The 18,649-nt window shown below is 28.9% G+C and carries 17 protein-coding genes, 1 riboswitch and 2 other annotated features (1 of these 20 running past the window's edge); of the genes, 4 read left to right on the top strand and 13 right to left on the bottom strand.

Features of this window, described 5'->3' with window-relative positions; genetic code table 11:
* Nucleotides 1–61: a binding site (T-box leader), on the bottom strand (it extends 188 nt beyond the left edge of the window).
* A gap of 201 nt (nt 62–262) precedes the next feature.
* The 4 genes from HF850_RS04140 to HF850_RS04125 form a co-directional block, all read right to left on the bottom strand.
* Nucleotides 263–2,020 carry a Na+/H+ antiporter NhaC family protein gene (locus HF850_RS04140; RefSeq protein WP_169104216.1) on the bottom strand — a complete coding sequence of 586 codons (1,758 nt, stop codon included), beginning with the start codon at nt 2,018–2,020 and terminating at the stop codon, nt 263–265.
* A gap of 121 nt (nt 2,021–2,141) precedes the next feature.
* A riboswitch (Lysine riboswitch) is annotated at nt 2,142–2,320 on the bottom strand.
* A gap of 110 nt (nt 2,321–2,430) precedes the next feature.
* Nucleotides 2,431–3,684 (bottom strand): aminopeptidase P family protein, encoded by a 1,254-nt coding sequence (locus HF850_RS04135; RefSeq protein WP_169104215.1) that lies wholly within the window; start codon nt 3,682–3,684, stop codon nt 2,431–2,433.
* A gap of 85 nt (nt 3,685–3,769) precedes the next feature.
* A complete protein-coding gene (locus tag HF850_RS04130) occupies nt 3,770–4,294 on the bottom strand; it encodes a nucleoside recognition domain-containing protein (RefSeq protein ID WP_169104214.1) in 525 nt (174 codons plus the stop codon).
* Between the two features lie 62 nt (nt 4,295–4,356).
* Nucleotides 4,357–4,932, bottom strand: coding sequence for a nucleoside recognition domain-containing protein (locus HF850_RS04125; protein ID WP_169104213.1), 576 nt, complete (start codon nt 4,930–4,932; stop codon nt 4,357–4,359).
* Nucleotides 4,933–5,079: 147 nt separating this feature from the next.
* Between HF850_RS04125 and HF850_RS04120 the strand changes: the two genes are divergently transcribed.
* Nucleotides 5,080–5,265, top strand: coding sequence for a hypothetical protein (locus HF850_RS04120; protein ID WP_169104212.1), 186 nt, complete (start codon nt 5,080–5,082; stop codon nt 5,263–5,265).
* A 69-nt stretch (nt 5,266–5,334) separates the two neighbouring features.
* On the opposite strand, the gene HF850_RS04115 is transcribed toward HF850_RS04120, so the two are convergent.
* From HF850_RS04115 to ileS, 6 genes are all read right to left on the bottom strand, one after another.
* Entirely contained in the window at nt 5,335–6,702 is a 1,368-nt protein-coding gene (locus HF850_RS04115) for an MATE family efflux transporter (RefSeq protein WP_169104211.1), read from the bottom strand.
* 69 nt (nt 6,703–6,771) lie between these two features.
* Nucleotides 6,772–6,894, bottom strand: a complete 123-nt coding sequence (locus HF850_RS16000; protein WP_279285829.1) for a hypothetical protein — start codon at nt 6,892–6,894, stop codon at nt 6,772–6,774.
* Nucleotides 6,881–6,976 carry a hypothetical protein gene (locus HF850_RS15655; protein ID WP_243159398.1) on the bottom strand — a complete coding sequence of 32 codons (96 nt, stop codon included), beginning with the start codon at nt 6,974–6,976 and terminating at the stop codon, nt 6,881–6,883. Before HF850_RS15655 ends, HF850_RS16000 begins: the two co-directional genes overlap by 14 nt.
* A gap of 34 nt (nt 6,977–7,010) precedes the next feature.
* Complete coding sequence (locus HF850_RS15995) at nt 7,011–7,145, bottom strand: hypothetical protein (RefSeq protein ID WP_279285828.1); 135 nt, start codon at nt 7,143–7,145, stop codon at nt 7,011–7,013.
* Nucleotides 7,146–7,324: 179 nt separating this feature from the next.
* A complete protein-coding gene (locus HF850_RS04105) occupies nt 7,325–8,323 on the bottom strand; it encodes a LacI family DNA-binding transcriptional regulator (RefSeq protein ID WP_169104210.1) in 999 nt (332 codons plus the stop codon).
* Between the two features lie 179 nt (nt 8,324–8,502).
* Nucleotides 8,503–11,616: an isoleucine--tRNA ligase gene (ileS, locus tag HF850_RS04100; protein ID WP_169104209.1), complete on the bottom strand. Its 3,114-nt coding sequence runs from the start codon at nt 11,614–11,616 to the stop codon at nt 8,503–8,505.
* Nucleotides 11,617–11,757: 141 nt separating this feature from the next.
* Nucleotides 11,758–12,005, bottom strand: a binding site (T-box leader).
* Nucleotides 12,006–12,669: 664 nt separating this feature from the next.
* Here ileS and HF850_RS04095 point away from each other — a divergent pair.
* Nucleotides 12,670–12,894, top strand: coding sequence for a (2Fe-2S)-binding protein (locus tag HF850_RS04095; RefSeq protein ID WP_169104208.1), 225 nt, complete (start codon nt 12,670–12,672; stop codon nt 12,892–12,894).
* Between the two features lie 64 nt (nt 12,895–12,958).
* Here HF850_RS04095 and HF850_RS04090 read toward each other — a convergent pair whose 3' ends face one another.
* Nucleotides 12,959–13,672, bottom strand: coding sequence for a 2-phosphosulfolactate phosphatase family protein (locus HF850_RS04090; RefSeq protein WP_169104207.1), 714 nt, complete (start codon nt 13,670–13,672; stop codon nt 12,959–12,961).
* Nucleotides 13,673–13,712: 40 nt separating this feature from the next.
* Nucleotides 13,713–14,642, bottom strand: coding sequence for a TIGR01212 family radical SAM protein (locus tag HF850_RS04085; protein WP_169104206.1), 930 nt, complete (start codon nt 14,640–14,642; stop codon nt 13,713–13,715).
* 346 nt (nt 14,643–14,988) lie between these two features.
* Here HF850_RS04085 and HF850_RS04080 point away from each other — a divergent pair, with 346 nt between their 5' ends.
* Both HF850_RS04080 and HF850_RS04075 read left to right on the top strand, forming a co-directional pair.
* Nucleotides 14,989–16,059 carry a transporter gene (locus tag HF850_RS04080; RefSeq protein ID WP_169104205.1) on the top strand — a complete coding sequence of 357 codons (1,071 nt, stop codon included), beginning with the start codon at nt 14,989–14,991 and terminating at the stop codon, nt 16,057–16,059.
* Nucleotides 16,060–16,161: 102 nt separating this feature from the next.
* Nucleotides 16,162–17,103: a radical SAM protein gene (locus HF850_RS04075; RefSeq protein ID WP_169104204.1), complete on the top strand. Its 942-nt coding sequence runs from the start codon at nt 16,162–16,164 to the stop codon at nt 17,101–17,103.
* A 96-nt stretch (nt 17,104–17,199) separates the two neighbouring features.
* Here the strand turns inward: HF850_RS04075 and HF850_RS04070 are convergent, their stop codons facing one another.
* Nucleotides 17,200–18,534, bottom strand: coding sequence for a peptidoglycan-binding domain-containing protein (locus HF850_RS04070; protein WP_169104203.1), 1,335 nt, complete (start codon nt 18,532–18,534; stop codon nt 17,200–17,202).
* Nucleotides 18,535–18,649 lie beyond the last annotated feature (115 nt).

Here is an 18,649-nt window from a genome sequence, read left to right as displayed (position 1 = left end):
AGCATACACTGGCTCTCTTATAGAATGCTCCTTTTATTACTCTTCTTTTCATTGCATTTTTATACTATTAACAATAAATATTTTATCCAATTTTATCAGCAGAATCAATCAAATTTTTAAAAAATACATCTACTATATAAATGTTACTGGAAAATTAATTACATTATAATCTTTATTTTTATTATATTCAATACTAAACTCTAAATATAATAATTTATAAAAAATACGAGATATATAGTGACATATATCTCGCATCTTTATCTTAAGCTTCTTCTAAGTTTTCTAGTCCTACTTCTTCTAGTGAAATATTATCAACAGGTTTTCCTACAAAATAAACCACTGCAATTGTTACTAATATTGCAATTGGAAGTACAATCCATACTGATAATCCTAGACCACATGGAATATACCCAAATAGTATAGTAATAGCAGCAACAGTTAATGCATAAGGCATCTGGGTTTTAACATGGTTTATATGATGGCATCCTGCACCCATTGACGACATTATTGTTGTATCTGAGATTGGTGAACAGTGATCTCCAAAAATTGCACCTGTTAATACTGCACTTGTACTTAAAACAACGTATCCCATATCTGGTGATATTGAATATGATAATGGAATAGCAAGTGGCATTAATATCCCCATTGTTCCATATGCAGTACCTGTAGCAAATGATATTACAGATCCTAATATAAATATTATAGCTGGTAATAAAAATTGTGGTACTGAATTTGAAAGAAGTTTTACCAAGAATGCTGCTGTTCCAAGTTCTTTTATTACCGAGCTTAATGACCATGCAAGTATTAATATAACTCCTGTAATTATAAGGCCTTTCATTCCATCTACCCAAACTTCAACTGCTTCTGTAAATGTAAATATCTTTTTAACTACTCCCATTACTATAGCTACAATTGATGCAAATAATGCTGATTGGAATAAAGCTACTGATGCATCTGCTGCACTGAATGCTTCTCTTATAGCAGTAAATGATGCTGGTGCAGTAGTCATTAATGTTTGAAGTGCAGTATCATCTCCACCCATTATTGAAGTATACCCGCTGTAATAAAAACTAGCTAATGCTGATATCATAAGTGCACCGATTGGAATAATTGCATTCCATATACTTAATTTTACCCCTTCTTTTGGTGCTATCTCATCTTCAGCAGCTGTATCAAGAGCAATTTCTTTATTTTCAATTGATTGATATCCTTGTCTAGCTCTAACTTCGGCTTTTCTCATTGAGCCAAAATCTCTTAAAAAATATGAAGTTGTAGCAACAAATATTAATATTAATATATTATAAAATCTATATGGAATAGTGTTTAAAAATACTCCGAATGAATCCACATTTTCTCCTATTGATGTGAATGCATCCTTTATTAAACCTACCTCTAAACCAATCCATGTTGAAACTATCATTATACCTGCAATTGGTGCTGCTGTTGCATCAATTATAAATGCTAATCTTTCTCTTGAAATATTCATTTTATCTGCTACTGGCTTCATTATTGGTCCAATTATTAATGAATTTGCATAATCATCAAAGAATACTAATATCCCTAAAAACCAAGTAATAAGTTGAGCACTTCTTGGTGATTTTGCTTTTTTAGCTAATGTTTCAGCTATTGCTTTTGCTCCACCCATTTTACTTACTAAACTAATAACTCCACCAATAGCCATAACTTGAAGTACTATACCTGCATTCCATGGGTCAGCTAATGAATTTAATGCTCTCTGTACAAAATCTAAAAATGAAAGAATTATTGAATAAATAACGCCATTATCTGTAATCTGCAATAAAAAGCATCCCGACAAAGTTCCTAGAAATAAAGAAATAACTACATTTTTAGTTATAAATGCTAACGCTATCGCTACAAGAGGCGGCAATATCGTCCATATACCAAATTTAGCAGAATTAGCTGCTGCAACTCCTTCATCAGCTGCAAATACTACAGTTGATGTCATTGTCATTACTACTAGTGTTAATAAAAACACATAATACTTTCTGAAATTTTTCATTTATAATTCCCCCCATTAATTATCGTGAAAAATTTAAGATAGACTATCGAGATCATAAAAAAAGATCTTGAGTCTACACTCAAGATCTTAAAAAAGTATAAAGATACCAACTTTACAATCAATGAATGATAGCTCACCACAAAATCACACCTTTGTGACAGTGTTATACATATTCTGCATAACCCCAGCTCTATAACCTTAAAGCATCAGTTATATACTTCGGCAATATTTCCTTTCCTATTACTTCACAGTGCTTACCTCTGTAATAGTACTCTTAAATACTGCACCTCTACCTTATTAAAATATTCACTTGTTTAAATTATAGTATATACTATACACCACTTTTTTATTTATTTCAATTAATTTATATTATTTTTCTTTGAATTTTATGATATTGTATTAAAATATTATTATTTATTCTCTGCCATAAATCTTTCTATATCATCAACATCTTTAATCATATTCTTAGTTAATACTGTGCATCCATCTTTAGTAACTAAAACATCATCTTCTATTCTTATTCCTATACCTTCTTCCCCAATATAGATACCTGGTTCTACTGTAAATACCATTCCTTCAGCAAATATAAAGTTTCTACCTTGTGGTTCTACATCATGTGTATCTAAACCTAAGTTATGTCCTATACTATGCCAATAATATTTTCTTACTTCTTCTTTTTCTTTTATTATTCCAAGCTTAATACACTCTTCAGCTATTAAATCTGTAGCCCACTTATTAAGCTCTTGATATACAACACCTGGCTTAATTTTTTCAATAACTGCTTTATTAACTCTAAGAACAGCTTCATATACCTGCTTTTGTCTTTCTGTAAACTTACCACTTACAGGAAAAGTTCTTGTTATATCTGCACTATAGCAGTTCCATGCAGCTCCTAAATCAAATAATATTAAATCATCATTTTTAATTTCACTATTATTCTCTACATAGTGAAGAGTAGTTGCATTTTTACCTGCTGCTGCAATAGTTTTAAATGCAAAATCCTTAACTCCATTTTTCTTACATTCAAAATCAAAGTATGCTTCAAGTTCATATTCCTTCATGCCTGCTTTTGCATTTTTCATTAATGATTCAACACCTGAAATTGTTATGTCTATAGCCTTTTGCATTTCTTCTATTTCTTCATGACATTTAATCATTCTAAGTGGTGTTATTCTACTTGATACATCTTTTATACATAATTGAGGATACTTATCTCTAAATATTTTTGCGAATTTAAAGCTTTCAGAATCATTTTCTTCAAAACTTTGTCTTTCTAAATCTAGATATAAATTAATTTCTTCTGCACCTTTTATTAATCTATTCATATATGGATAAAAATCATTCATATAAACTGTATCTTCTATACCTGAAATTTCTTTTCCCTCATAATCCCTTAATGTTTTTCCAGTCCACATTTCTTGTGCTAAATTTAATTCTTTTAAAAATAATTTTTCATTTACTATATCATTAAATTTAGATAACACTACTACATGTTCTTCTTCCTTTATCCCTGTTATATAAAAGAAATTTCTATTTGGTGAAAATAGATATAATTCATCACCTGTTTTCTTAGGTGCATTACCTGCAAATAATACTATAACTGAATTATTTGCCATGTTTTTCATTAAATTGCTTCTATTATTTTTATATACTTCTTTATTCATACTCCCTCTTCTTTCTGTAATTTTCTAGTTTATCTTTTAAGATTATAATACTCCAAAATTGTATACTATTCAAAATTTAAATATTTTATATTAAAAATAAGTCAACCATAGAAATAGCCATTATTATAGCCGCAATATCTGCAAAAACTGCAGCCCATAATGTATGTCTTATTTTTTTAACTTTTACTGCTCCAAAGTAAACAGTGATTGTATAAAAAATTGTCTCTGTAGTTCCCATTATTACAGATGCTATAAGGCCTGTTCTAGTATCGGGTCCAATATTTTTTATTATATCTGTAAATACCCCAATGGCTCCACTTCCAGATAAGGGTTTGATTATGATTAAAGGTAGTAATTCTTTTGGAAGCCCTATTAGTTTTACAACAGGTGCCATTAAGTTATTCAACATATCCATAAGTTTTGCTTCCCTAAATACCTGTACTGCTATTATCATTGCTAAAAGATATGGAAAAATTCTAAGGCACACTTTAAGTCCATCTTTGGCCCCCTCAATAAACCATTCATATACCTTTCTTCCTTTAAACATACCATAGGTTATAATAAGTAAAAAAATTATAGGTATTATACTTTTACTTAGATAATTAAACATTAACTTCCCTCCACTCAAAACTTCATCCTATAAAATACATTTCATTACTATTAACCAACTATTTAAAAATATCTCTGCAAAATTTTACAACATATTATACCGACTAGTGCTGCTGTAGCTGTAGACACTATTGCTGGCAATATTATTATTCCTGGGTTTTCTGAGTTACATGCTGCTCTTATGGATATTATTGTAGATGGTACAATTTGAATACATGCTGCATTTAGTACTAAAAATAATGCCATATCATTGGATGCATTTTCTTTTGTATTATTAAGTCTATCCATTTCCTCCATTGCTTTAATTCCAAAAGGAGTTGCTGCATTTGATAATCCCATCATGTTAGCTGTAAGATTCATAACTATAGCTCCAAGTGCCTTTTCATCTTGTGCTGCACCTTTAAAGATTAATTTTAATACTGGTTTAAGAATTTTAGATAACTTTTCTGTAAATCCACTTTTCTCTGCAACTTTCATAACTCCACACCAAAAACACATTATTCCTGTAAGTTCTATAATGAATGTTACTGTATCTGCTGACGAATTTACTATTGCCTTAGAAATATTATCTCCAGCTCCAGTTATAAGACCTACTAATACACCAAAAAAAATTAAGGCAAACCAAATGTAATTTATCATAAATCTTAATTACTATAATAAATAGTAATAATTCACCTCCACCCTAAAATTAAATATAATTATCTTTATATTTATATTTCTTGCACTTAGTTTTTAGTAGTGATACGATATAATTAACTTAATTAAATTAAAAGGAGATTACTTTTTATGAAAGACTCAAATTTAAAAATCGCTCAACAAGATGTAGAAGAAGCTTTAAAAGCTGTAGAAGATATGGAAAATTTTATAGCTAACAATGACCCTGCAAAAGAACAATTAAGAGAGAAATTTATCTGCTTAACTGATAGAGTAAAAAAATTAGAAGATATATTAAAAAGTGAAGGAATCCTTTAAAAAGTACATAAAAAAGCTAGATAAGTTTATATATCTTATCTAGCTTTTAATATTTTATTTATTACTGCCTTAAACAGTAGCACTTCTTTCAATATTATCTTTTGATAATTCCTTAGACATTTTTCTATATACAAGAACTGTTATTATAACAGATATAAAATCTGATGTTGCCCCTGCAAGCCATATCCCATCCAATCCTTTAAATGTAGGTAATATTATTAAACATGGAATTAAAAGAATAACCTGCCTTAATAAGCTTAGAAACATAGATATTTTTACCTTACCTATTGATTGAAAATAATTAGTTATAACTATTTGTCCCCCTATGAATGGAAGCATACACAAGAAAATTCTTATTCCATTAACACCAATATTAATTAAATTAGGATCATTATTAAATGCCATTATCATTTTATCTGGGAAAAATTGAATTACTAAAAATCCAATAGTAACTACTGTAGTTGCTGCAATAACACAATAAGTTACCGTTTCTCTTACTCTATTATACTGCTTTGCTCCAAAATTATATCCTACTATAGGCTGCATTCCCTGATTTATTCCGAATATAGGCATTAAAAATACCATGGCAAGACTATTTATAACAGTCATAGCTGCAACAGCTAAATCACCACCATAAGTTTGAAGAGAATTATTAGCTACAATTTGAACTGCACAATTTGCAATCTGCATACTAAATGGACTTACTCCTATTGAAAAAATACTTAATACTATAAGCTTATTTAATTTTAAATATTTCCTTTTTATTTTTAATATACTTTTACCTTTAGTGAAATAATATATAACCCAAATTGCACTAACAAATTGAGAAATTACAGTAGCAATTGCTCCACCTCTTACTCCTAAATTAAATATAAATATCAAAATAGGATCTAATATTATATTAGTTATTGCTCCAATTATCATAGAAAGCATGGCTACTTTAGGACTTCCATCACTTCTTATAGAATGGTTAAGACCAAATCCTACTAAATTAAATATACACCCTGCAAATATTATTTCTATATATTGTTCTGCATATAAAATAGTATTTTCACTTGCGCCAAATGCAAATAATATTTTATCCATAAATACTAATCCAAATACGGTTAATAATATGCTTATTATAATTATTAATGTAAATGCATTTCCTAAATGTTCTTCTGCCTTTTCCCTATTATGCTGACCTAAATTAATAGAGACTCTTGTAGCAGTTCCAATACCTATAAGCATCCCAAAAGCCATTATTATAGTCATTAGAGGCATAGTAATTCCTACTCCTGCTATTGCTAAATTACCTACTACAGGTATATGACCTATAAATATTCTATCAATTATATTATATAAAGTATTTACTAGCATACCTATGATTGCAGGTATAGAAAATTCTAATAATAACTTACTTATTTTTTCTTCTCCCAGCCTTTTTTGTCCGTTCATTACACATCCTCCTTCTAACAAAAATTATTATCTTTCAATTTGCTTAACAAACTTATAAACTGCTTTTCTTCATCTATAGTAAAATAATTTTTCTTCCCAAGAATCAAGTATTAAAAATACATCCTTTTTTATACTTTCAGCCTTTTCTGTTGCCATAATGCTATATGCCCTTTTATCATCATCTCTTCTCATTCTTTTTTACATACCCATTATATTCCAATAATTTTATAGCTCTTGCTGTAGTTCCCTTATCAAAAAACATAGATGAAGCCAATTCCTCCTGAGTTATACCTGGATTATTATAGATTTTAACCAAAAAAAAAGCACTGACCAGAACCAATATTAAATTTACTAAAATGCTTTGATAAGTACATCATGCTCATTTTATGAATTCTAGCTATACTTTTTCCTATATACTCATACTCTTCAGATAACTTTCTCATATATTTCTCCTTAAAAATAGTATAGTTGCATCAGCAACTATACTACCACTATTTTCAATTATATTCAACTACTTTATTTTTTTCAAATTTTTATGAAAAATACACAAAAAAGAGTGTGGAAATTTATTGTAATTTCTACACTCTTTAAACAGCCCTTATATAATTTTTTTAAGATAAAATTATATTGTACTTTCTCTTTCTATTAGTTCGTGCTCTAATACAAAATGAGATTTATCTAATTCTTGCTTATTTAATAACTTAATAAGCATTCTCATAGCAACTGATCCCATATCATATGTTGGTTGTGATACAGTTGTTATCTTTGGATAGAATATTGATGCAGCAAAATTATCGTTAAATCCTATAACGCTTACATCTTTCGGTACTTGAATTCCATTATCTCTTAATGCATTTATAGCTCCCATTGCTATATCATCAGATGCACATACTACACCTTCAAATTTTTTTCCGTTCTTTATAAATTGGTTTATACCTTCATATCCAGTTTTAACTTTTACTGAATCAAAGAAAACTAAGTCTGGGTCAATATTCAAACCAGCTTCTCTCATAGCCTTTTCAAAACCTACGTATCTATCTCCCCATGCATTCATATTATCTTTATCAGTTCCTATAAATGCTATATTCTTTATTCCTTTATCAATTAAAAGTTTTGTACTATCATAGCATCCTTTAATATTATCTATAGTTACACTTGGTAAAACTCCATCTTTATCCTTAGTTTCAACTAATATTGTTTTTAAATCTAATTCGTTTATTAAATCTAAAATTTCATTACTTAGTGAACTACTTATGTAAATTACACCATCAACCATTTTTTCTTTAAGAACTCTTAAATACTCTTTTTCCTTATCTATATCTAAGTCAGAGTTACATAAGATGACATTATAATCATATATGTTTGAAACATCTTCAGCACCTCTTACTATTTCAGGGTACAATTGGTTAGATATGTCTGGAATTAAAATCCCTATTGTTTTTGTTCTTTGAGTTTTTAAACTTCTTGCTACTATATTAGGTCTGTATCCTAATTTTTTTATTGCATCTAATACCTTCTTCTTAGTATCTTCATTTACAACATCGATATCATTTAAAACTCTAGAAACGGTTGCAATTGACACTCCTGCTTCTCTTGCAACATCTTTAATAGAAGTAGCCATGTTTATTCCTCCTTTAAATTTCCTAGATAATTTTATTATACTAATATATTACATTATAAATCAATAATATATACATAATTAATTATTTCCATTGTAATTTATTACAACAATATCTTTTTACTAACAAAAAACAAACTAGGAATCTAAGCTTTTCTTAGATTCCTAGCCAGATATTAATACTATCTTACAACTACTACAGTCATATTTAATGTTTCACCATTAATAACTGTTTCAGTATAATCAGCATCTTCATTATAAAGAACTTCTTCAGTTAAAGTTTCCTTCTTTATAGTACTTTCAAATTTCTTTATAACTTCTAATAACATATCATTTCCTGATACATAAAGTTTAATTTTATCTGCAACTTCAAATCCCTTATCTTTTCTCATGTTTTGAATCTTAGAAATTAATTCTCTTACATGACCTTCTTCTTGAAGTTCTGGAGTAATAGTAGTATCTAATACAACTCCTAAATTACCTTCTCCAGCAAATGCATATCCTTCTAATCCTTGCATTGTAACTAAAAGATTTTCATTTGTAAGTTCTATTTCTGTTCCGTTAACATCTATTACTTCACTTCCACCATTTTGAATCTTTTGAGCTAATTCCATTTGATTCTTTTCTGAAATTGCTTTTCTGATTTGAGGAATTAATTTACCATATGCTTTACCTAACACAGGTAGATTTGGCTTAATTTCAAAGTTAACATATTGAGAAAGATCTGCTCCTAGTTCAACCTTCTTAATATTTAATTCTTCTTTAACTATATCTCCATAGTATTCTGGAAGAACGTTTGTTGAAATAAGCATTTCTGAAAGTGGCTGTCTGTTCTTAACATTAGCAGCGTTTCTTGCGCTTCTTCCAAGCTTAACAAGAGTATAAGCTAAATCCATTTCCCTTTCTAATTCAGAGTTTATTTCACTTTCATCAGCTACAGGCCATGTAGTTAAATGAACACTTTCTATTGCATTTTCATCTAAGTTAACAACTAAATTCTGATATATTTCTTCACTCATAAATGGTACGAATGGAGCGGCAACTTTAACTAAAGTAGTTAATACTCTATATAATGTTACGTAAGCAGCAATCTTATCATCAGTTAATTCTTGAGACCAGAATCTAGCTCTGTTTCTTCTTACATACCAGTTTGATAATTCATCTGTAAAATCTTCAATAGCTAAAGCTGCTTGAGTAATCTTATAGCCATCTAAGTTTTCTTCTACAGTCTTAATTAATGTATTTAATTTTGATGTTATCCATCTATCCATTACGTTATCTGATACAAAATCAGCATACTTAGTTGGATCAAATTTATCTATTTCAGCATATAAAACGTAGAATGAGTAAACATTCCATAATGTTCCTAAGAATTTTCTTTGAGTTTCTGCAACATCATCAATTGAGAATCTTGTTGGAAGCCATGGTGCACTTGCAGTATAGAAATGCCATCTTGTAGCATCTGCTCCTTGACTGTTTAATACTTCAAATGGATCTACAACATTTCCCTTAGACTTAGACATCTTAAGTCCTTTTTTATCTAATACATGACCTAATACAATACAGTTTTCGAATGGGTTTGTATCAAATAAACATGTTGAGATAGCCATTAATGTATAGAACCATCCTCTAGTCTGGTCAACAGCTTCTGATATAAATTGAGCTGGGAAGTTAGCTTCAAATTTTTCTTTGTTTTCAAATGGATAGTGCCATTGAGCAAAAGGCATTGATCCTGAATCAAACCAACAGTCAATAACTTCGCTAGTTCTAGTCATTTCCTTACCACAATCAGGGCATACCATCTTAATTGCATCTACATAAGGTTTGTGTAATTCGATTCCCTTACAATCTGTAGTAGATCTTGCTTCTAATTCTTCTCTGCTTCCAATGCATTCTTTGTGACCACACTCACATTGCCATATTGGAAGTGGAGTTCCCCAGTATCTATCTCTTGAGATACCCCAGTCAATAACATTTTCAAGGAACTTACCGAATCTACCTGTTCTAATGTTATCAGGATACCAGTTTACCTTATTGTTATTTTCAAGTAACTTATCTCTCATTTCAGTCATTCTTACGAACCAACTATCTTTTGGATAGTATAAAAGTGGTGTATCACATCTCCAGCAGTGTGGGTATGAGTGCATGTGTCTATGCTTATCAAATAATTGATTATGTTCTTCCAAGTAATTACAGATACTTTCATCGCACTTCTTAACAAATTTACCAGCCCATGGAGTAACTTCTGGTACAAATTTACCATTTGTATCTACCATATTAACAAAAGTGATTCCGTTCTTTTTAGCAACAAGACTATCGTCTTCACCGTAAGCAGGAGCGATATGAACTATACCAGTACCATCTGTTAATGTTACATAATCTCCATGAATTACTTCAAATGCTTTTCCTTCAACTTTAGCGAAAGGCATTAATTGTTCATATTTAACTCCAAGTAATTCTTCACCTTTAAATTCTTTGATTATTTCATATTCTCTTTCGCCCATAACTTTTTCAACTAAGTCTTTAGCTAAGATATATATTTCATCTCCAACTTTTACTTCACAGTATGTATATGCTTTGTTTATACATAATGCTAAGTTTGAAGGTAATGTCCAAGGAGTTGTTGTCCATGCTAAGAAATATTTATTTTCTTCTCCAGCAACCTTGAATTTAGCAGTTGCAGTTAAATCCTTAACATCTTTATATCCTTGAGCAACTTCGTGAGAAGATAAAGCAGTTCCACATCTTGGGCAGTAAGGCATTACCTTATGACCTTTGTATAAAAGCCCTTTATCCCATAATCTCTTTAATGCCCACCATTCTGATTCAATATAGTTATCATGATAAGTTACATATGGATCATCCATATCAACCCAGTATCCTATTTGTTCAGACATTTTTTCCCAAAGACTTACATATGAGAAAACACTTTCTTTACATTCTTTAGTGAATTTTTCTACACCGTAATCTTCGATTTGTTCTTTTCCTGAAATTCCAAGTTTCTTTTCGATTTCAAGTTCTACTGGTAGTCCATGAGTATCCCATCCAGCTTTTCTTAAAACTCTGTAACCTTTCATTACTTTATATCTTGGAATAATATCTTTCATAACTCTTGTTAAGATATGACCTACGTGTGGCTTACCGTTAGCTGTTGGAGGTCCATCAAAAAATGTGAAATGTTCTCCATCTTGATTAGAATCAAAACTCTTTTTGATAATATTTTTTTCATTCCAAAGTTTTGCAATATCTTTTTCCATGTTTACAGTGCCTCTTGAGGCATCTACTTTTTTATACATGTTTATAATTCCCCTTTCTTTTTTTTCTAATGTATACATTTTAATCATAATTTATAAAATGAGACCACTTAGTATCCATTATTTCCATTATGAGTACTTGCTAAAACATAAAAATGCTTTTAAACGTAAAAAAACTCCATCCCACAGGACGAAGTAATATTCGCAAACCACCTAAGGTTAACATTCAATTCATATTAAATGCTTCAATTCAAGTACATTCATACTCTATCCTTTAACGCAGGCTCATACGTGATAACTTAATAAGCTAAAAAAGCTTTTCGGCCTCCAACTCCTAGGTGATTTTCCTTTAAAATTACTACAGCTTTTCACCTTCCAGCTGCTCTCTGAAAAATAAAATTTAAAGTACTTTTCCTAATCATAGTCTTTTATTGTAATCATTATATAGTAACAAATTTTAAATGTCAATTAATGCTTTTATATTTTTCTGATTAATTGTATTTATGTATAAATATCCAAATATGTATATTTTATTTAAAGTATACATTGTATCATTCTTAATTGCATATAAATATTACACCTATAACAAAATATCTTATTTATAAAAAATAAATAATATCTATTTTTTTAGGAGGCATATATTATGACTTATAAGAATTATAGACAAGATACCGATGATAATTTTCTAGCTAACATTTATTCTAAACCTTCAGATTTAGAATGTTTTAAATCCCATATCTTATTTAAACTATTTTCTTTCTTGTTGCCTATATTAGGTTTCTTTTTATATTTATCATATAAACCCTACAATAGATACAATGCTTATTCTATATTAAGCTGGGCTATTTGTGGTATTATAATATGGATTATAATATATATTGCTGCTATATTTTTAGGAATATTATTATGCCTATAAAAAAATATCACAGTAAAAATAATTTGCTACTGTGATATTTTTTATTTAGTAGAATTTAATTGTGTAATACAATAGTTATAGTATGCATTAATTTATTAAATATACTACTTAGTTGACCATATTTATATATAGTGATTTAATTAAATAAAAAATTTAATTAATATACTAGGAGAATAATCATGAATAATAATTTAAATGAAGCTATTTTAGATAAATTAACAAAAACTTGTAGATGTAGAGCTATTTCAAGAGCTACAATTAAAGAAGCAATAAAAAATGGTGCTTCAACTTTTGAAGAAGTTTCAGAAGCTACTGGTGCAGGAAAGGGTTCTTGTAAAGGTGCAAATTGTAAGTACAAAATAGAAGAACTTTTAAAACAATATGAAGAAAATGGTTCTTTTTAATCTAACTTAAATTACATAAATATACAAAATGGATATTGCAAAATACAATATCCATTTGTTTTTCCTAAATTCTTATTCTGCCATCTTTATATTCTGGTACTATATCAATAATATCTTTCTTAATACAATAATTAATATCATCATCTAGTCCTAAAGATCTCATAACAGAATAATGAGTAGCTTCTTTTACATAACTTATAATATCCGTATTACTTTCATAAATCATATTTGCTGTTTTTGCAATATCAGTAAGCTCTACATTCTTTCTAATCTTTAATATTTCATTTATTATATATCCTGAACATATATAATCATCCATAGAGAAATTACCGTTTGTTCCTGCATTCACAATAACCACATCTTCATTTATTTCTGCTAATTTCTCTGCAACAGCTTTTCCATTTATCATTGCAGCTATAAAAATTCTTTTTGCCGCACCACACTTTGCTAATGTTCTAGTTCCATTAGTAGTAGTCATAAGTACGGATTTATCTTTTACTACTTCTTTTGTATATTCTAAAGGAGAATTAGATAAATCAAATCCTTCTATTTTAACAGCTTTTCTTTCTCCTCCTAAAATATACTCATCTCTATTAAGAGTATCTGCATATTCTTTAGATTCTTCTATTGTTAAAAATGGAATTACTTCTTTACATCCATTACTTAATGCTGTTGTAATTACAGATGTGGCTCTAAACATATCAATTACTATTGCAATTTTATTTTCTAACTTACTTTCATTAATATCATCAGCTGATATTATAATATCTATCTTCATAATATATTCTCCATTTCAGCACTAAAATTATTTAATATATTTATTTAAAGTTTTTTCCTTGCCATAAATTATTATCTTCAAATGCTTTATCAATAGCATTAAGGACTTCCCATTTTTTCAAACTCCACATAGGACCTATAAGTTCATTTCTTGGAGCATCTCCTGTAAGTCTATGTACTATCATTTCTTCTGGAAGCATTGATACACTCTTTGTAATTAAATCTATATAATCCTCTTGAGATAAAAATTCAAGATTACCATTTTCATATTCTTTTACAAGAGCTGTATGTTTCATTAAGTGAAGAAGATGAATCTTTATTCCCATAGCTCCACTGTGTGCTATATAGTCAATAGTATTAAACATATCTTCTTTAGTTTCACCTGGAAGTCCAAATATTGCATGTACTACAGTATCTATATTTCTTTTCTTTAAATCTGATATTGCTTTATCAAATGTTTCAAGCATATATCCTCTATTTATTCTCTTAGCTGTTTCATTATTAGAAGTTTGTAATCCTAATTCAACCCATACGTATAGCTTTTTATTCATTTCTTCTAATAAATCTAGAACCTCTTCATCTAAACAATCGGGCCTTGTTGCAATAGCTAAAGCTACTACACCTTCTTTTTCTATTGCCTCATTATATTTTCTTCTTAATTCATCAACCGGTGCATATGTATTTGTGTAAGCTTGAAAATATGCTATATATTTTCCACTTTTCCACTTATGAGCCATCATAGTTTTTACATCATCAAATTGCTTTGATATAGAAAAATCTCTATCTCCAGCAAAATCTCCAGATCCTCTTGCGCTACAAAATACGCATCCACCTTTACCTACTGTTCCATCTCTATTAGGACATGAAAATCCCCCATCTAATGAAATCTTAAATACTTTTTCACCAAATTTTTCTCTTAGAAAGTGATTTAATGTATGATATCTTTTTCCATTCCAATCTTTCTTATCCATGCTTTCTCCTTTCTTATATTTTTAATCTATAAACTAACTTCAATTATTTACTGATTAGTAACGTACAAATTAGAATTAAATTTAAAAATACAAATTATATAATTTTAATGATTATTTATATGCTACTATATTCCACTCAATCTCTTTGTTACAAATTAATTTTACCTTGTAACATAAAAAATGTACATTATGAAAAGAATCTATATATTGTTTTATACCTTATGAAAAACTATTTCAACCACAAAACTAACTAATAAATATATATTCTTATATATTTATTTAATAGAATAATTCTAAAGTAAAGCCTATATATTAATACATAGATATATTTCAAGGAGGAACACAAGTGAAAGATGAATTAACTCGAATATTTCAAGTAGCTACTGTTTTCATTGGTACAATAGTTGGTGCAGGGCTGGCCTCTGGAAAAGAAATAACTGAATTTTTCACCCAATATGGCTCAAAAAGCTTTTTAGGTATTATGGGATGTGGAATATTCTACATAATTATGAGCTCAATAATTTCAAAAATAAGTATAAATAACAACTTAAATTCTTATAGTGAGGTTATAAACTTAATAAGTCCAAATTTAATAGGAAAATGTACAGGCTTTATAACTACTCTATTTTTGATTTCAAGTGCCTCTATCATCCTTGCTGGAAGTGGTGCTTTAATCAATCAGTTTTTTGGTATTCCGAAAATACTCGGCTCATTGATAATGCTTTGTATAGCTGTATTTTTTTTACTTAGAGGTACAGATGGCCTTATAGAAGTTAATTCATTTATTGTACCTGGGCTTGTATGTACAATGACATTAATCACATTTTTATACTTCTTTTTCTGTAGGGATACACTATCACTAACTAATATAGCTAATTTTCCTGCACGAAAGGATGGACTTTTACTTTCTACAATTCTTTATGCTGGATATAATACTCTATCAGCTTCAGGTGTTATTGTACCTTTAAGTAATACTATGAAAAAATCCAAAACTATGATAACAGGAATAATATGTGGTGCTATAGGGCTTACACTTTTATGCTTTATGATAAATTTATTATTATACATCAACCAGCCTTATATATATAACTATGAAATACCCCTATTATTTGTTGCAAATAGATTTGGTAATATAATACAAGCAATACTTCTTATTATAATATGGCTTGAAATGTTCTCTACAGAAATATCTGATGTATATTCTATAAGCAAAACTATTGAGCAGGCTTTTAATATTGATTTTAAAAAAGCTATTTTCCCAGTTATAACAACTGCTCTTATAATATCTCAATTTGGTTTTGGAAATCTTATAACTAAATTATATCCTCTATTTGGCTTATTAAGTTTAATATTTATATCTCAATGTTTGTTTTTCTTTTTTAAAAACAATAAGAATATGACAAGAAAAAATATTTAAGCAATTAACAACATTTAATTTATGGTATGTTATACTTTTATTGAACATTATGATATGTGTTATATTAATTAATATTTTAAATAAATCAAAGGATTGAAATAAATGATTAGCTTAGATAGTTTAAACGAATGTACATTATGTCATAGAAATTGTAAAACTAATAGAAATGATAAAAAAATTGGATACTGCAAAGCATCAGATAAAGTCATGATTGCACGTGCTGCACTTCATATGTGGGAAGAACCTCCTATTTCTAGTGAAAATGGATCAGGTACAGTATTCTTTTCCCATTGTAATTTTAATTGTGTATTCTGCCAGAATCACGATATAAGCCAAGGTCATGATAAATCTAACTGCTCAGTTTCTGGAGTAGAAGTATCAATTGAAAGACTTTCAGATATATTTTTAGAACTTCAAGACCAAGGTGCAAATAACATTAATCTTGTAACTCCTACACACTATGTACCTCAAATAATTGAAGCATTAAAAATTGCTAAAGATAAAGGATTAAAGCTTCCTGTACTCTACAATACTAACAGTTATGATTCCCTTGATACAATTAAATCTTTAGAAGGATATATAGATGTATATCTTCCTGATTTTAAATATTTTAACGACAAATATGCCATTAAATATTCTAAAGCCCCAAACTATTCAGAAAATGCAGTAAAAGTAATTGACGAAATGGTAAGACAAACTGGTGAAGCAAAATTTGATGATAATGGTCATATAATAAAAGGTGTTATAGTAAGGCATCTTATGCTTCCAGGCCTTCTTTTTGATTCAAAAAAAGTTATAGATCTTCTTTATAATAGATATGGAGATAATATTTATATAAGTATTATGAATCAATATGTACCTATGTTTAATGCCTGTGATTATCCTGAAATAAATAAGAAATTAAATCCAAAACATTACGATTCACTAATTAGTTATGCAGCTGAAATTGGAGTTAAAAATGGATTTATACAAGAATCAGGTGCAAATACAGAAGAATTTGTTCCATCATTTAACCTTGAAGGAGTTTTACCTGTTAACAGTTAACAGTGTTCAGTTAGCAGTTATGGTGCAAATTCTCCTTAAACTATTAATTGTTAACTGATAACTAAAAATAAGAGGGGTTTCCCTCTTATTTTTTATTTAATAATAGAATTTTGGTACTTCTCTTTCATCTCCAAAATTAGGTATAACAGGTGGTATAAATACTGATTTTTCTACACTACATCTTAATTCAGCTATTTTGCTCACACCAACATATACATCTGATATTTTATACCATGTTGCATAATCAATACTTCCTGTTTGTGGTAAATTAAATACACTCTGAAATACTTTTATTGAATCAGCCATTTTTTGAGTAAAGTTACCATCTTGTGATACTTTAGGTATTAACGGATAATTTACAGATATTTTATTGATCTGTTCCTGAATCATTTTAACAGGCCGTCCCTGTGAACCTACTGTTAAATTATATCCTGGATAAGATTGTGGGCTACCTTGAACCTTCTGAGCTGTAGTAAGTTCAATATCATTTCCATAATAATACTGAAGTATTTCATATGGCAACCTACCTTGGCTCCCCAAATCCTTACTTCCCCACTGACTTAACCATTCTGGACAATTTACTTTCTTTCCATCACAATATTGTGTTAATAACGGTTGTTTCTTTCCAATTCTTCTTATATAAGTAGAAAATAATTCATCAACAATTTGACTTATACTCTCATATATATTTCTTCCATAATCAAATGCATGGTCATATGCAGTTGAACTTGTAATATCAAAATTTTTTCCCTTTCCTCTATACCATTCTGTGTAAATTCTATTTAACGTAAATGAAACTATACAAAATACATTGGCTCTTATAGTACTTTCAGGCCAAGTTGAATATATTTCACATGAAGCAACATTTTTTATATATTCTTTATATGGAACCTTATAATTTGGTGCTGAAGCATCATTAGGACTCCCCTGATGTACTACTATATATTCAGGAACAACAGGCTGTGCAAGTACAACTCCTGAAGTTGGTTTAGGTAATGGTTTATCTACTTCCTCTGGTATTTTAGGAGGAAAATTTCCATTCAACGTATTAGCTTGTATATCAACAACATCAGTAGTTGATGTTTGTCCATTGTTAATTAAATTACATCTCTGATAAGCTACTTGTTCTGAAAATATCTGGCATCCAAGAATATTGAGTGTTTCAAATCCACTTCTTTCAACTCTTATATCATACAAACTATAAGGAACTTGATTGCTATTTTCATTTAAAGAATATTCCACAGGTGGTGCATCTAATTCTATAATATCTGTTAATCCTATATTATTAGTTGTTAATTCAAAATTTTGTGTGGTTTGATTTGTACTATCAACTGAATCTACTGATTTTCTAACACTCACTTTACATTTATCTACAGGAATATAATCATCACCATTAAAACACTGAATTTTCAGTCTTCCCTTACTTGCCATACTAATCTCCTTAACAGTTATCCTCAAATATTATATGCCTTCATTTTTTTAATGTTTCCTAATAATTAATTAATTGTAAAACTAATCGAACAAAAATAAGAGGGAAATACCCTCT

The sequence above is a fragment of the Clostridium sp. SM-530-WT-3G genome (assembly GCF_012843905.1).
Taxonomy (GTDB): domain Bacteria; phylum Bacillota; class Clostridia; order Clostridiales; family Clostridiaceae; genus Clostridium.
Note: the sequence above shows the minus strand (reverse complement) of the source record. Positions and strands in the feature narration are given on the sequence as shown.

What these genes read in the sequence shown, in the direction of transcription:
- HF850_RS04140 (WP_169104216.1), bottom strand. Translation starts at nt 2,020, where the DNA reads ATGAAAAATTTCAGAAAGTATTATGTGTTTTTATTAACACTAGTAGTA.
- HF850_RS04135 (WP_169104215.1), bottom strand. Translation starts at nt 3,684, where the DNA reads ATGAATAAAGAAGTATATAAAAATAATAGAAGCAATTTAATGAAAAAC.
- HF850_RS04130 (WP_169104214.1), bottom strand. Translation starts at nt 4,294, where the DNA reads ATGTTTAATTATCTAAGTAAAAGTATAATACCTATAATTTTTTTACTT.
- HF850_RS04125 (WP_169104213.1), bottom strand. Translation starts at nt 4,932, where the DNA reads ATGATAAATTACATTTGGTTTGCCTTAATTTTTTTTGGTGTATTAGTA.
- HF850_RS04120 (WP_169104212.1), top strand. Translation starts at nt 5,080, where the DNA reads ATGAAAGACTCAAATTTAAAAATCGCTCAACAAGATGTAGAAGAAGCT.
- HF850_RS04115 (WP_169104211.1), bottom strand. Translation starts at nt 6,702, where the DNA reads ATGAACGGACAAAAAAGGCTGGGAGAAGAAAAAATAAGTAAGTTATTA.
- HF850_RS16000 (WP_279285829.1), bottom strand. Translation starts at nt 6,894, where the DNA reads ATGAGAAGAGATGATGATAAAAGGGCATATAGCATTATGGCAACAGAA.
- HF850_RS15995 (WP_279285828.1), bottom strand. Translation starts at nt 7,145, where the DNA reads ATGAGAAAGTTATCTGAAGAGTATGAGTATATAGGAAAAAGTATAGCT.
- HF850_RS04105 (WP_169104210.1), bottom strand. Translation starts at nt 8,323, where the DNA reads ATGGCTACTTCTATTAAAGATGTTGCAAGAGAAGCAGGAGTGTCAATT.
- ileS (WP_169104209.1), bottom strand. Translation starts at nt 11,616, where the DNA reads ATGTATAAAAAAGTAGATGCCTCAAGAGGCACTGTAAACATGGAAAAA.
- HF850_RS04095 (WP_169104208.1), top strand. Translation starts at nt 12,670, where the DNA reads ATGAATAATAATTTAAATGAAGCTATTTTAGATAAATTAACAAAAACT.
- HF850_RS04090 (WP_169104207.1), bottom strand. Translation starts at nt 13,672, where the DNA reads ATGAAGATAGATATTATAATATCAGCTGATGATATTAATGAAAGTAAG.
- HF850_RS04085 (WP_169104206.1), bottom strand. Translation starts at nt 14,642, where the DNA reads ATGGATAAGAAAGATTGGAATGGAAAAAGATATCATACATTAAATCAC.
- HF850_RS04075 (WP_169104204.1), top strand. Translation starts at nt 16,162, where the DNA reads ATGATTAGCTTAGATAGTTTAAACGAATGTACATTATGTCATAGAAAT.
- HF850_RS04070 (WP_169104203.1), bottom strand. Translation starts at nt 18,534, where the DNA reads ATGGCAAGTAAGGGAAGACTGAAAATTCAGTGTTTTAATGGTGATGAT.